The following is a 13,419-nucleotide window of genomic DNA, read 5'->3' as shown; positions in this document are numbered from 1 at the left end:
AATTAAAGAATTAATTCAACCATCAAGGCATAGATATTTTCACATTCCCAAGGTAAATGAAAACAATCTCGGAAGTTTCCCAGAATCTTGTTCAAAAACATCTTGCTTAAACGCCACGATTTCTTGCAAAATGAAAACGAAATTAATATATTTATCACAAAGAAACTCAAAGTTAGAAATGGAAACTCAAAGACAAAACGATACAATTTCGTCAAGTTTAGATGTTTCACTTATCATTTACCAAATTTCCTACCATACTCGCTTTTACGCCCGCTATTTTGCCCGGTGGTGATGCAACCACTGGGCTTAAAACCAAAATTCTGTCACCTGCAAATCTTTCAAACTTTTCCAAATCATTTAATTACATAAATTTTTTAAACAAAACATTACAGGAGGCGAACAACAATGATCGTTGTTATGGAACCTGACGCAACAGAAGAACAAATTCAAAATGTCATAAAAGTTTTAAATGAAAATGGTTTTGATGTCCATCGGTCAACTGGTGTCACACGAACAGTTCTTGGCGCTATCGGCGTAAAGCCAGAATTTGATCATAGAAATATCCTTTTGTTACCTGGGGTTGCAGAAGTTTTTAGAATAACAGAACCTTATAAGCTTGCGAACAGAACATTTAAGCCCGAGGGAACAGTTATCAACATAAATGGGGTTAAGATCGGCAGTAACATTGAAGAAATTGTTGTTATGGCAGGTCCCTGCGCCGTTGAAAGTGAAGAACAGATATTCACAATAGCAAAATATGTATCTGAACACGGTGCAAAAATTTTACGTGGAGGGGCTTTTAAACCAAGAACCTCACCGTATTCATTTCAAGGTCTTGGTGAAGAAGGTTTAAAACTTTTAAGAGCAGCTGCCGATGAATATGGTTTACTTGTAATCACCGAGGTCCTTGACACCAAAGATATACAACTTGTTGCAAAATATGCTGATATACTTCAAGTTGGAGCAAGAAACATGCAAAACTTTGCTCTGCTTAAAGAGCTTGGAAAAGTTAATAAACCAGTGATGTTGAAAAGAGGAATGGCCGCAACTATTGAAGAATGGCTTATGGCTGCTGAATATATACTTGCAGGAGGTAATCACAATGTTATATTGTGCGAACGAGGTATAAGAACATTTGAAACATCAACCAGAAACACACTTGATATAAACGCGATTCCCGTCATACATAAGAAAAGTCATCTTCCCATTGTGGTTGATCCATCTCACGCTACTGGAATAAGAGACAAAGTCATACCAATTGCAAGAGCTGCCATAGCAGCTGGAGCAGATGGTTTAATAATTGAAGTTCATCATCAACCCGAAAAGGCAAAATCAGATGGGCCACAATCACTCTATCCTGATCAGTTTGCGCAGCTTATGGTGGAAATTAGAAAAATAGCGGAAGCAATAGGAAGAAAAATACAATAGAGGTTATGTTTCAAAAAATTTCAATAATTGGGACCGGATTAATCGGTGGTTCAATTGCTCTCTCATTGAGACAATCAAAGCAATATAATTTTACTATCACAGGATTTGATGCCGATCCTCGTTCCCTTGATATCGCATATGAAATTGGAGCAATCAACAAGAAAGCATATTCAATTGAGGATGCTGTCAAAGATGCTGATGTCATCTTTCTTTGCACACCACTAAAAGAAATCCTACAATTACTTCTCACCGTTCCAAATTTTGCAAAATCTGGAGCAATAATAACCGATGTCGGAAGTGTCAAAAAAATAGTTTTGAAAGAAGCTGAAAGAATAAAAAACGATGTCTATTTCATAGGTGGTCATCCGATGGCTGGTTCAGAGAAAAAGGGCATAAATTTCGCAGATCCTTTCCTCTTTGAAAATGCTGTTTATGTGTTGTGCCCGAACTTTAATGTGCCTTTAAAAATTGTAAACGATTTCATTGAACTAATAAAATTAACAGGTGCTAATATAATTTTGCTTGATCCTGAAATACATGATAGAATAGCGGGATACATAAGCCATCTTCCACAACTAATTGCAGTTTTGCTCGTTAATACCGTCGGAAATATGGGTAGTGACTATCTTTCGCTATCAGGCGGTGGATTTAAAGATTTGACGCGCATCGCCTCAAGCCAGTTTGAAATGTGGAACGATATAATCTCGTTCAACAAGGACAAAATAATTGAAGCGATTGATAACTTCATAAACGGTTTCAATAGATACAAAGAAATAATCAAATCTGGAAAAATAGAGGATTTAAGATCCGAATTTGACAACGCTTTTAAATTAAGAAACGAGATTCCATCAAGCAGAAAAGGTTTCATAAATGTTTTATATGATGTTTTCATAACTGTTGAGGATAAACCTGGGGTTTTAAGCAAAATTTCAACAGCGCTATACGAGGGAGGATTAAACATAAAGGACATTGAGCTTTTGCGAGTAAGAGAAGGGACTGGCGGTACATTTCGCCTTTCATTTGGAAGTGAAAACGATGCAAAAAAGGCAATTGAAATAATAACATCACTTGGATATAAAGTTTTAACGAGATGATCAAAAAAATTCTTGACATACTCAAAAGGAAAAACGAAAAGAAAGACGAGGTTTTCAAAATCCGTTTAACTCCGAGAACTCTCGTTGTCCTTTGCGGAGTTGCTGGAAGTGGTAAATCAACTTTTGCGAAGAAATTTTTCAAGCGAACGCAAGTTGTTTCTTCAGATCATTGTAGAGCTATGATTTCGGACAACCCAGCAAATCAAGCGGTCTCAAAACATGCTTTTGATCTTTTTTACTTCATCATAGAAAAAAGATTGCTCGTTGGAAGATTAACAGTTGCAGATGCGACATCGCTTTCAAAAGAAACCAGATCTCAATTGATAGAGATAGCAAGAAAATATGGTTTCAGAGTTGTGATAATTATCTTTGACATACCTGTTGAAATTTGCATAGAAAGAGATAAAAATAGGCCGAGAAAAGTTGGAGAGCAAGTTATAAGAAACCAATATGTTAATTTTCTTGAGGCAAAAAAATCAATACCTACGGAGGGATTTGACGAAATTTTCGTTCTGAATGAAAAAACCCTTGATACTGTAACTGTTGAGATAGTTCAACCTTACGCAACACCAAATAGCTCTGCGAGTTTATGATTTCTTTTCAGCAAAGCGATTAAAAAGTTCTGCATTGAGTAAACCTCCACAGCAAACGGCAAAAACCCAAGATATCCAAGAAGTGGCATTTCAAATATCTTCGGACCGACAAATGGTATCGGCACAGTGTAAATCCACTTTCCAATAGCCCAATAGTTCCAAAACTCCCAAAGTATCCCACAAATTAAACCCGCAAGAAAAAGCGAAAGCAGCGTCGTCAATTTTCCGTTTTCAAATTCTCTAAATAAACTTTTGCCACCAAGCTTATAATTCACTGGCTCAAGGAGAAAAGCAAATCCCATCCAAACAAGCGCAAAAAGATAAGAAGCTATTTCCGAAGGTAAAAGAATCGGAATAACAAGAAAAGCTAAACCAAGCACGAAATAAATTGTTAATTTTTTATCTGTTGTTTGCGAAGGTTTTTTATTTATCCTTTCAAAAACTGGTCTAACGAGCTGCTCCGTCTCAAGTATCGCCGGAAATATCGTTGCGAAAGCCCAAACATATCCAATTGTCCTTGCAAGCGCATTTTCAGGTAAACCAATATAATACCAATTTTTAAGGTGAAAATTATACGCTTCAAAGATCAGCCAACAAATCACAGACCACGGCAACATTATCAGAAACTCGGAGGTTCGGCTTTTTATGAGGGAATTTTTATAAAGTTTAAAATTAAGCGCGTCAACAAAGAGAATATATCCCGTCCAAACGATCGGAGTGAAATAAATGCCGACAAGTTTCACTTTCAGAAAAAGTAAAATTTCAGCGACGATAATTATCAAAATTCCAATGTAACCGTAAAATGGCATAGGGTTTTATGTGATTGTTTTTTTATTCCCTAACCTCTACCTCATTTGATAATTCATTTCTATCGTCTGGTTTTATGGGGAAGTGTTGGACGAGAATTTTTTCAATTTCATCAAGTCCTTCAATAACACCGTCAAGATATTTACCCTCTTTAAATCGTTCCGCAATTTTATCAGCGATTTTTTGCCAGGTTTCATTTTCAACTTTCTCATTAATTCCCTTATCAGCAATTATTTGAAGTTGTTTTTCAGAAAGGAGAATATAGACAAGCACACCTGTTTGATCTCGGGTTTTGTCCATACCGAGGCGATAAAATTCTCTCAAAGCCATATCAAACAAAGTAAGTTTTTTCTCCATTAAACTTCTCTTTTCACGGATTGAAACCCTTACTTCGCCACTTGTTCTTTTCTCAATTTCCGTGATTTTCTCAGAAATTTTCTTCAGCTCATCCTTTGTGAAAATATCCTTGACTCTTAACATAGCTTTCCGAAATTTCTTTTCAAAGCATAAAAATTTTACGAGTTAATTCTTTCACCAACTACTGCTTGCACCACCACCTCCAAATCTTCCACCACCTCCTGACCAACCACCGCCCCAAAATCCACCGCCTGATGTCCACCCACTCCAGCTTCCTCCGCTACCTTTTCCCCTATGCTCACTCATTGAACTTAACAACCAAAGCCAAAACAAAGTTGAATCAGCCCCACCAGACCCAATTGTATAATGCCTGATCCCTCTCATAATTGAACCAAAAAATGTCAACAAAACAATTCCTATTATGATAAGTGCCAGGATCGTGCCAATGTTCGTTTCAGGTTTCTTTCTTGGATCCGCTTTAAATTCACCTTTGGTTGCCGAAATTATAGCGTCAATCCCTGCGTCTATACCAGCGTAGTAGTTTCCCTGCCTAAATTTGGGACGGACTACATTTCTAAGTATCTGATCGCACAAGGCATCTGGCAAAATACCTTCAAGACCATACCCAACCTCAAGTCGCATTTTCCTATCTTGAACCGCTATTAAGAAAAGAACGCCGTTGTCTTTGCCCGCTTGACCAAGCTTGTTTTTTTCAACGACTCTTATTGAAAAATCTTCAATACTTTCCCCTTCAAGCGAAGGTATTATTAAAACAGCGATTTGATTAGTTGTTTCCTCTTCAAATTTTGAAAGTTTATATTCAAGCGAAGAAATTTGTTCAGGTGTTAAAATTCCTGCCAAATCAGTCACGCGTCGTGTTAACTTTGGAACCTCAAGTTCTGCAAAGGATAATGTAAAGAGCAGAAAGATTAACAAAATTAAATGTGGTTTCCTCACCGATTGAAATCTCGCTTTATTTTAAATTAGGAATCTGAAAGACAATTACGATTTTTGATTGCGCTCAAACCAATCTTTACATCCTTTCGTTGACTTTTTCTTTTTCAATTGCTTCTACGACAGCGATGGCTGCCATATTGACGATTTCGTTTACTTCAGCTCCAGTTTGCAGGACATGGACGGGTTTTTTCATCCCCATAAGAATTGGTCCAATTACATCGGCACCACCAATTCTGTAAACAAGTTTATAAGCGATATTTGCTGAGTTAAGATCCGGAAAGATTAAAACATTTGCTGGACCTTTTCCTTTCAAAGTTGAAAACGGATACATTTCATCAATTATTTCAGGCACAACCGCCGTGTCAGCTTGCATCTCACCATCAACGATAAGATCAGGAGCTTTTTGCCTTATGATCTCAACTGCTTTTTTAACCTTTAACGAATATGGATTTTCCGTGCTTCCGAAGTTGCTAAAGGAAAGCAAAGCAACAACTGGCTCAACATTAAATCTTCTGGCTGTCTCAGCGGAGGCGATCGCTATCTCTGCAAGTTCCTCCGGGGTCGGATCAATGTTAACAGTTGTATCAGCAAAGAAAAATGTTCCTTTCTTGGTAAGCATAATGTAAAGTCCTGAAACTCGCGTAAATCTTTCATCCATTCTTATTATTTGAAGCGCTGGACGGATCGTATCTGGATAGTGGGATGTCAAACCAGAAATCAAACCATCCGCATCGCCCATTCTAACCATCATTGCACCAAAATAATTTGGTAAGCTCATCATCTTGCGTGCTTCTTTCAAAGTTACACCTTTGCGCTGTCGCAAACGATAATACTCTTCAACATATTCATCAAATCTCGGATATTTCAATGGTTCAACGATCTTAACATCTTTTAAACTAAGTTTATTTTCCTCAATTTTTTGTCTGATCACATTTTCAGAGCCAATTAAGATCGGCTTTGCGATACCCTCATCAACTAAAATTTGGCTCGCTTTTAAAATCTTTACTTCTTCTCCCTCTGGAAATACAATTCGCTTTGGATTTCTCTTTGCGATCGCAAAAATAGGTCTCATGATCTCACGAGATATTCCAAGGCGAACTTCAAGCTGGTGTTTGTATTCTTCCCAATCAGTTATCTCAATTCTTGCAACGCCAGTTTCCATTGCAGCTTTTGCAACAGCTGGAGCAACCCAGGTTAGAACTCTTGGATCAAACGGCTTCGGGATTATATAGTTTCTTCCAAATTCAAATTTCTCACCGCCATATGCGCGTATTACTGAGTCAGGTACATCTTGTTTTGCAAGTTCAGCGAGCGCATAAGCTGCTGCAAGCTTCATTTCTTCGTTTATCGCTCTTGCTCTGACATCAAGTGCACCTCTGAAAATAAACGGGAAGCCAAGGACATTGTTAACTTGGTTTGGATAATCTGATCTTCCTGTCGCCATTATCACATCGTCACGAGCTTCTATTGCATCTTCATATCTTATTTCTGGATCAGGATTTGCCATTGCAAAAACGATTGGATTATCAGCCATCGTTTTCAACATTTCCTTCGTTACCACATTTCCAACCGATAAACCGACGAAAACATCTGCCCCAACGAGAGCGTCTTTAAGAGTTGCGCCATCGGCAAACTTATCTGTTGCAAATTCCTCTTTATAAGGATTCATATCTTCCTTTCGTCCCTTGTAAATTACTCCTTTCCTATCACACATTACTATATTTTCCTTCTTAACACCAAGGAGCACATAAAATCTTGCACATGCTATAGCTGATGCACCAGCACCATTGAATACAACTTTAACTTCGTCAATTTTTTTACCAGCAAGTTCAAGCGCATTCAAGAGAGCAGCGCCACTTATTATTGCAGTTCCGTGTTGATCATCGTGAAATACTGGTATATTCATCCGTTTCTTTAATTCTTCCTCAATGTAAAAACATTCAGGAGCTTTTATATCCTCAAGATTAATTCCACCAAAGGTTGGTTCAAGTGATGCGATTATTTCAATTAATTTGTCTGGATCTTTTTCATTGATTTCAATGTCAATTGCGTCAATGTCCGCAAATCTTTTAAACAAAACAGCTTTACCTTCCATTACTGGTTTTCCCGCAAGTGCCCCAATATCCCCAAGTCCCAAAACCGCAGTTCCATTTGAAATAACAGCAACAAAATTTCCCTTCATCGTATACTCATAAGCAAGATCTGGATTTTTATGTATCTCCCTGCAAGGTTCAGCTACGCCAGGCGTATAAGCAAGCGAAAGATCCCGTTGGGTTAAACAAGGTTTTGATGGTATAATTTCAAGCTTACCCTTTCGCCCTTGACTGTGATACTCAAGGGCTTCCTCACGGCGAATTTTAACTCCCATAGTAGGTCCTCCAAGAAAAATTTGTTTTAAAAACTCTTAACAAAGGTGAGCAAGGTGCTTTTGAGGTGCGAAGTATGTTTGAAAAGATTTCCATAAAAGGCAGTTTTTTGTTCTCCAAAAGTTAATTTACCAAAATAAAGAGAAATAGGCAAGGGCGTATAGGAAATGAAATTGAATTAGATCAACTTAGGAAGGACAATTTAGAAAAAAGAAAAATAAAAAGGGGTAGCTACGGAAAGCGATTGATTTGTAGCTACCCCATTGACTGATTTATTTAACAATCATCATTTTTTTCACTTCAATGAATTTACCTGCCTCAAGCCTGTAAAAATATACCCCACTTGGCAAACCAAAAGATTCAAACCTAACACTATACCTACCCGCCTCCTGCTCACCATCAACAAGAACCGCTACCTCCTGTCCAAGTATGTTGTATACAACTAACCTAACTTTCGTCCGAATCGGTATATCGTATGTTATCGTCGTTGATGGATTGAACGGATTCGGATAATTCTGATGTAATGCAAAACTTGTAGGCACTCCAATAGAATTGTCTTTCTCAACTTGTGTAATTCTTTGGACATATCTACCTGTCGTAGGATCAACAAGAACAATTAATTGTCTTACTTTGCCTGTTGCGGAATCTGTCCCTTGATAAAAACTATGGAAATGTATCGCTATCGGCAGAAGCAATGATTGTGAATAAAGGTAAGCAAGTTCTGAAACTTCATGTTCTCTTCTAAATTGACTTCCGCCATTTGCTTCTGCGACTTTAACAAGTGTATCGCTATCAAAATATCTTCTAAAATCTAAAGGCATTGTAAATGAAAATGGCACCCAAAAAGTATCAATCGTAGGTATGCCGAAAATCAAAAACACACTAAATCTCCCCTTTGAAGTGCTACTATATCCATAATTCCAAAGATAACACTTACCATCAACGACGGTATCTGTTGGAATTTCAAATCCACTAAATCTTTCTGCACCCAAAACATACATAAGTCTGGCATCGCTTGCATAGCTTTTTGCAACTGAATCAACACTACCAAATCTTTCTTTTGCAGTAATTGGTCTAACTAAAAATTCATATTTCATAACCACTCTACCATTTAACGGATTTAAATAAAAAACCAAAACCCCAACTGGATTATCAAGACTTGGCGTATTCCGATCTAATTTAACATACATAAGGCGCCAATATGGATTCGCACTATCTGGTGCTGGCGGAAACGGCTCATTAAAGTTTCTTAACTCGTACATTATAGCAGTAATTGCATTCGGATCAATTCGGTAGGTTCTGCCACCATTTGCTTCAGCGACTTTAAAAGCAGAATCACTATCAATAAATGTCGCTGGTAGATCGCGAGTTGGACGAATTGGAATTTCACTTGTATCAATCTGAGCTTCACCTGTGGCGCTTATACGAACATTAACATACCTACCTCTTGAAGGTGAATAAAAAAGATATTCAGCAAAAAATACTTTCCCATCGTATGCATCGTTTGAAATTTCCCCAAATTCATTTGCTCCTATTCCTCTTAATCTTACATCATTTGCGAAAGTCGTAGCAGTTGATGTGGCCACATTAAGTTTACTTCTAACTGTAAAAGGTTCCATTTGAGAGCGCAGGATTTTATGAACCTTAGCATTTCCTAAAGGATTAAAATCAAACAATAAAAAACGCTTTAGGGCTAAAGACAAAGATGAAGGGATTTTAATAAAAGAATGATCTTCACCATGCGCAGGCGCAAATTCAACTGGCGATTGATTATATGCATTCACCACCGCATTAAGATCATCTGAAAAGGCAAACCTCGTGGTTAACTCATCAACAGAAGGAACATTATATCTATCACCTTTCAAATAGGAATCAACTACATAAAGGGATTGAGAATATCCAAATGTTATGATGCTGAAAAATATAAAAAAGCGCCACATAGTAATCCCTCCTGAAAATTAGTTTTCGGCTTGCCTCTTTTGTTGGAAATTTAAATTTCCCTTTTCAAAAAAGCAAATCATTTCAAACAAATTTTCTCCAACTTCAACTTCCCCCGTACTTCAAAACGCCCCCAACAAAAACAAATTCCGTATGATTTTCCCCAAAGAAATAAGGTATCATTCTATAATCAGGGACATTAAAAACAACAATGTCAGCTCGTTTCCCAACCTCAATACTTCCAGTTATATCAGAAATTCCAAGTGCTCCAGCTGAATTCAATGTCACCGCTGTTATAACTTCCTCAATCGTCATTTTCATTTGAATGCAAGCAATCGTCATCATAAGTTGCATGTTTAAACTCATACAAGAGCCCGGATTGAAATCTGTAGCAACCGCAACTGGCACACCAGCTTCAATCAATTTCCTGGCTGGTGGATATTTATAATTCAAAAAGAACGAAACACCCGGTAAAAGCACAGCAATTGAATTTGCTTTTGAAAGGATCTCAATATCTTCATCTTCCAAATTTTCAAGATGATCAATTGAAATCGCCCCAACTCTTGCTCCGACTTTGGCTCCCCCATAATTTGAAAATTGTTCCGCGTGGATTTTCGGCAGAAGACCATAATCTCTACCAGCATTTAAAATTTTTTCTGAATCATCCGGAGTAAAATAGCCTTTCTCGCAAAACACATCGCAGAATTTAGCAAGTTTTCTTCTTGACACCTCTGGCATAACATCGCTTATCAAAAACTTAACATAATCATCTTTCCTGTTTGCAAATTCAGGTGGCACCGCGTGAGCCCCTAAAAATGTAGCAACCGTGAAAATTGGATTTTCATTTAACTGATTTGCTACTTCAAGAATTTTAATTTCATCTTCAAGATTTAGTCCATATCCACTTTTTATTTCAACAGTCGTCGTCCCATAGGACAACGCTTTCAAAGCGTATGTATAAGCAATTTTAAAAAGTTCTTCCTTTAGTGCCTCTCTTGTCTTTTTGACTGTATTTAAAATTCCACCCCCCATTTCAGCAATTTGTTGATAAGTAAAACCTTTTATTCGCAGGTCAAACTCGTTTTCTCTAGTTCCCGCAAAAACAAGATGAGTGTGTGAATCAACGAATCCAGGCAAAATAACTTTACCAGTCACATCAAAAATTTCAACCTTATCTCCATACAGACCGAAATTGAAATCAATCGCTCGTCCCACCCAATCAATTTTCCCATCTTTTATAAGAACGCTTCCCTTTTCAATTACATAGATCTTTCCCTGTTCTTCACCACGCTTAAAACCTTTCCCAAAAGATGCAACTGTTACAACTTGATTAGCATTGTGAATTAAAATCATTTCGTCCCCTCTTTTTTCAACCTCTCAATTTCCTTGTTAACTTCTTCAAGTTCCTCTTCAAGTTGTCTTTTGTAATCTTCAAGCATTTCAATATATTCCTCACGAGTTATATATGGGCGAAATCCAGTCCAAAATGTTTCAAATGGAGGGAAGCCAAATCCAAACCAAAATCCACCACCAAATTTTTTACCAAATCCCCTGCGCCACCACATAACATTTCAAAATTTTATTTTTTAAACAAACTAACCAGCGCAGCTTCAATATCTGGATACTTAAACTCAAAACCAGATTGTATCAACCTTTCAGGTTTAACTCTTTGACTTGATGTTAAGGCTACCTCGGTTAAATCTTTACCAAACAAAACTTTCAATCCAAATTCTGGGACAGGCAAAAATGCAGGGCGCTTTAAAACCTTCGCAAATTTTTTTGTGAATTCTTCATTTGTGACTGGATTGGGTGAGACAACATTATAAACACCTCGCACATTTTCATTTTCAATTGCGAACTTAACAACACGAGCGAGATCCTCTAAGTGAATCCATGACATCCACATCTTTCCATTCCCAATTTTACCACCAAGCCCAAGTTTAAATATGGGAGTTAATCTGGCAAGAAACCCACCATTTTTACCCAAAACAATACCAATTCTTAAAATTACCGTTCTAACTCCGAGCTCTTCCGCCTTTTTTGCCTCGCTTTCCCAATTTATAGCAAGTTTAGCCAAAAAATCATCACCAGGTGATGAATCTTCAGTTAACACTTCCTCCCTTTTAGAACCATAAAAACCTGTTGCCGATGCAGAAATAAAAGTTTTTCCAGATGAATTTACCTTTGCAAATGCTTCAACTATTTTTCGCGTTGAATTTACACGCGAGCTTACTAATTTTTCTTTCACCTTTTTCGTCCATCTTTGTGCGATCGTTTCGCCAATCAAATTTATAACAACATCTGAACGCTCTAATACATCACGAGGGAATTCTTCTTTTTCCGGATCCCATTTGAAAACCTCAAATTTGCTCAACTTTGCAGAAGCTTTCTCAGGATTCCTACTTGAGATTAAAATTTTATATCCAGCTTCAGAGAGAAAATTCGCCACATAACTTCCAACGAAACCTGTTCCACCAGCGATTGTAATAGTTTTATTCATTGTTCATCTCCCTTTTGTTCAAAAGACGATTTTTTCTTTTAGAAAATCAAGAACCTCGCTCTTATGAATTCTTTCTTGCTTCATCGTATCTCTATCTCGGACCGTGACAGTTCCATCCTGAAGAGTTTGGGAGTCAACAGTAAAGCAAAACGGTGTTCCGATTTCATCTTGTCTTCTATATCTTCTTCCGATAGAACCGCTATCATCGTAGAAAACTTTGAAATGAGGTTTCAAAGTTTTATAAATTTCAAAAGCTATCTCAGGCATATTTTCTCTATTTACAAGCGGTAAAACTGCCGCTTTTATTGGCGCAAGAAACGGATGAAGTCTCAAAACTGTCCTGATCTCTTTACCGGTATCTTCTTCGTCATAGGCATTGATTAAAACAGCCAGCAAAGTCCTATCGCATCCAGCTGATGTTTCAATTATATATGGGATATATTTCTGCCCAATTTCGTCATCAAAATAACTTAAATCCTTGCCCGAATACTGCTGATGTCTTGACAAATCATAATCAGTTCGGTTATGTATTCCTTCAATCTCGTGCCAGCCGAATGGGAATTCAAATTGTATATCATAAGCAGCTGAAGCATAATGAGCGAGTTCATCGGGACCATGTTGGTGAAAACGAAGTTTTTCAGGTTTGATTCCAATTCTCAAATACCATTTAAACCTTTCCTCACGCCATTTTTCAAACCATTCCATATCAGTTCCAGGGCGGACGAAATACTGCATTTCCATTTGCTCAAACTCTCTCGTTCTAAAGATGAAGTTTCCTGGCGTTATTTCGTTTCTAAACGCTTTTCCAATTTGAGCAATGCCAAAGGGAATTTTCCTCCTCATTGAAACATACACATTCTCAAAATTAACATAAATTCCTTGCGCTGTTTCAGGTCTTAAATAAACAACATGTGCTTCGTCCTCAACTGGTCCCATAAATGTTTTGAACATCAAATTAAACTTTCTCGGCTCGGTAAGTTCCCCACCACACTCTGGACATTTCTTTAGTTTAACATTCTCTTCTGGAATCTGATCAACTCTGAAACGAAGCTTGCACGACTTACAATCAACAAGTGGATCAGTAAAATTTTCAACATGACCAGATGCTTCCCAAACTTTCGGATGCATTAATATCGCTGCGTCAAGCCCTTCAATATCGTCTCTTTCATAAACCATCGCTTTCCACCATGCCTGTTTGATGTTATTTTTGAGTTCAACCCCAAGCGGACCATAATCCCAGCAGGCATTTATTCCACCATAAATTTCGCTTGACTGAAATATGTATCCTCTTCTTTTGCAAAGCGAAACGAGCTTATCCATTAACTGTGCTTGCGATGATGTGACTGCGTTTTTCTTATTCATTTTCCTCGGCTTTTATT

At 37.5% G+C, this 13,419-nt stretch carries 12 protein-coding genes; 3 read left to right on the top strand and 9 right to left on the bottom strand.

What is annotated here, in order from left to right:
* Positions 1-405: 405 nt before the first annotated feature.
* From aroF to NZ923_03415, 3 genes are read left to right on the top strand one after another with little or no spacing between them, the layout of a single operon-like run.
* Positions 406-1,428 carry a 3-deoxy-7-phosphoheptulonate synthase gene (gene aroF / locus NZ923_03425; protein ID MCS7229070.1) on the top strand — a complete coding sequence of 341 codons (1,023 nt, stop codon included), beginning with the start codon at positions 406-408 and terminating at the stop codon, positions 1,426-1,428.
* A 5-nt stretch (positions 1,429-1,433) separates the two neighbouring features.
* Positions 1,434-2,522, top strand: coding sequence for a prephenate dehydrogenase (locus NZ923_03420; protein ID MCS7229069.1), 1,089 nt, complete (start codon positions 1,434-1,436; stop codon positions 2,520-2,522).
* Entirely contained in the window at positions 2,519-3,115 is a 597-nt protein-coding gene (locus tag NZ923_03415) for an AAA family ATPase (protein ID MCS7229068.1), read from the top strand. The genes NZ923_03420 and NZ923_03415 overlap by 4 nt, the downstream gene beginning before the upstream one ends.
* On the opposite strand, the gene NZ923_03410 is transcribed toward NZ923_03415, so the two are convergent.
* From NZ923_03410 to NZ923_03370, 9 genes are all read right to left on the bottom strand, one after another.
* Complete coding sequence (locus NZ923_03410; GenBank protein ID MCS7229067.1) at positions 3,082-3,924, bottom strand: hypothetical protein; 843 nt, start codon at positions 3,922-3,924, stop codon at positions 3,082-3,084. The genes NZ923_03415 and NZ923_03410 overlap by 34 nt on opposite strands.
* Positions 3,925-3,946: 22 nt before the next feature.
* Complete coding sequence (locus NZ923_03405; GenBank protein ID MCS7229066.1) at positions 3,947-4,402, bottom strand: TPM domain-containing protein; 456 nt, start codon at positions 4,400-4,402, stop codon at positions 3,947-3,949.
* Between the two features lie 51 nt (positions 4,403-4,453).
* Complete coding sequence (locus tag NZ923_03400; protein MCS7229065.1) at positions 4,454-5,236, bottom strand: TPM domain-containing protein; 783 nt, start codon at positions 5,234-5,236, stop codon at positions 4,454-4,456.
* Between the two features lie 76 nt (positions 5,237-5,312).
* Entirely contained in the window at positions 5,313-7,604 is a 2,292-nt protein-coding gene (gene pta / locus NZ923_03395; GenBank protein MCS7229064.1) for a phosphate acetyltransferase, read from the bottom strand.
* Between the two features lie 270 nt (positions 7,605-7,874).
* A complete protein-coding gene (locus NZ923_03390) occupies positions 7,875-9,542 on the bottom strand; it encodes a T9SS type A sorting domain-containing protein (protein ID MCS7229063.1) in 1,668 nt (555 codons plus the stop codon).
* Positions 9,543-9,645: 103 nt separating this feature from the next.
* Positions 9,646-10,893 (bottom strand): imidazolonepropionase, encoded by a 1,248-nt coding sequence (gene hutI, locus NZ923_03385; protein ID MCS7229062.1) that lies wholly within the window; start codon positions 10,891-10,893, stop codon positions 9,646-9,648.
* Positions 10,890-11,105, bottom strand: a complete 216-nt coding sequence (locus NZ923_03380; protein MCS7229061.1) for a DUF5320 family protein — start codon at positions 11,103-11,105, stop codon at positions 10,890-10,892. The genes hutI and NZ923_03380 overlap by 4 nt, the downstream gene beginning before the upstream one ends.
* A 14-nt stretch (positions 11,106-11,119) precedes the next feature.
* The gene (locus tag NZ923_03375; GenBank protein ID MCS7229060.1) at positions 11,120-12,040 is read right to left on the bottom strand and encodes a TIGR01777 family oxidoreductase; all 921 of its coding nucleotides are present in this window, start codon (positions 12,038-12,040) and stop codon (positions 11,120-11,122) included.
* 18 nt (positions 12,041-12,058) lie between these two features.
* Complete coding sequence (locus tag NZ923_03370) at positions 12,059-13,402, bottom strand: glycine--tRNA ligase (GenBank protein MCS7229059.1); 1,344 nt, start codon at positions 13,400-13,402, stop codon at positions 12,059-12,061.
* Positions 13,403-13,419: the final 17 nt, after the last annotated feature.

The organism is Candidatus Kryptonium sp. (assembly GCA_025060635.1).
Classification (GTDB): domain Bacteria; phylum Bacteroidota; class Ignavibacteria; order Kryptoniales; family Kryptoniaceae; genus Kryptonium.
The sequence above is the reverse complement of the archived record's forward strand: the minus strand, read 5'-3'. Positions and strand labels throughout refer to the sequence as shown.

Bases quoted from the DNA above. Each gene is read 5' to 3' on its own strand.
- NZ923_03375 (MCS7229060.1), bottom strand. From the start codon at position 12,040: ATGAATAAAACTATTACAATCGCTGGTGGAACAGGTTTCGTTGGAAGT.
- aroF (MCS7229070.1), top strand. From the start codon at position 406: ATGATCGTTGTTATGGAACCTGACGCAACAGAAGAACAAATTCAAAAT.
- NZ923_03415 (MCS7229068.1), top strand. From the start codon at position 2,519: ATGATCAAAAAAATTCTTGACATACTCAAAAGGAAAAACGAAAAGAAA.
- NZ923_03380 (MCS7229061.1), bottom strand. From the start codon at position 11,105: ATGTGGTGGCGCAGGGGATTTGGTAAAAAATTTGGTGGTGGATTTTGG.
- NZ923_03405 (MCS7229066.1), bottom strand. From the start codon at position 4,402: ATGTTAAGAGTCAAGGATATTTTCACAAAGGATGAGCTGAAGAAAATT.
- NZ923_03370 (MCS7229059.1), bottom strand. From the start codon at position 13,402: ATGAATAAGAAAAACGCAGTCACATCATCGCAAGCACAGTTAATGGAT.
- NZ923_03390 (MCS7229063.1), bottom strand. From the start codon at position 9,542: ATGTGGCGCTTTTTTATATTTTTCAGCATCATAACATTTGGATATTCT.
- NZ923_03410 (MCS7229067.1), bottom strand. From the start codon at position 3,924: ATGCCATTTTACGGTTACATTGGAATTTTGATAATTATCGTCGCTGAA.
- hutI (MCS7229062.1), bottom strand. From the start codon at position 10,893: ATGATTTTAATTCACAATGCTAATCAAGTTGTAACAGTTGCATCTTTT.
- NZ923_03420 (MCS7229069.1), top strand. From the start codon at position 1,434: ATGTTTCAAAAAATTTCAATAATTGGGACCGGATTAATCGGTGGTTCA.
- pta (MCS7229064.1), bottom strand. From the start codon at position 7,604: ATGGGAGTTAAAATTCGCCGTGAGGAAGCCCTTGAGTATCACAGTCAA.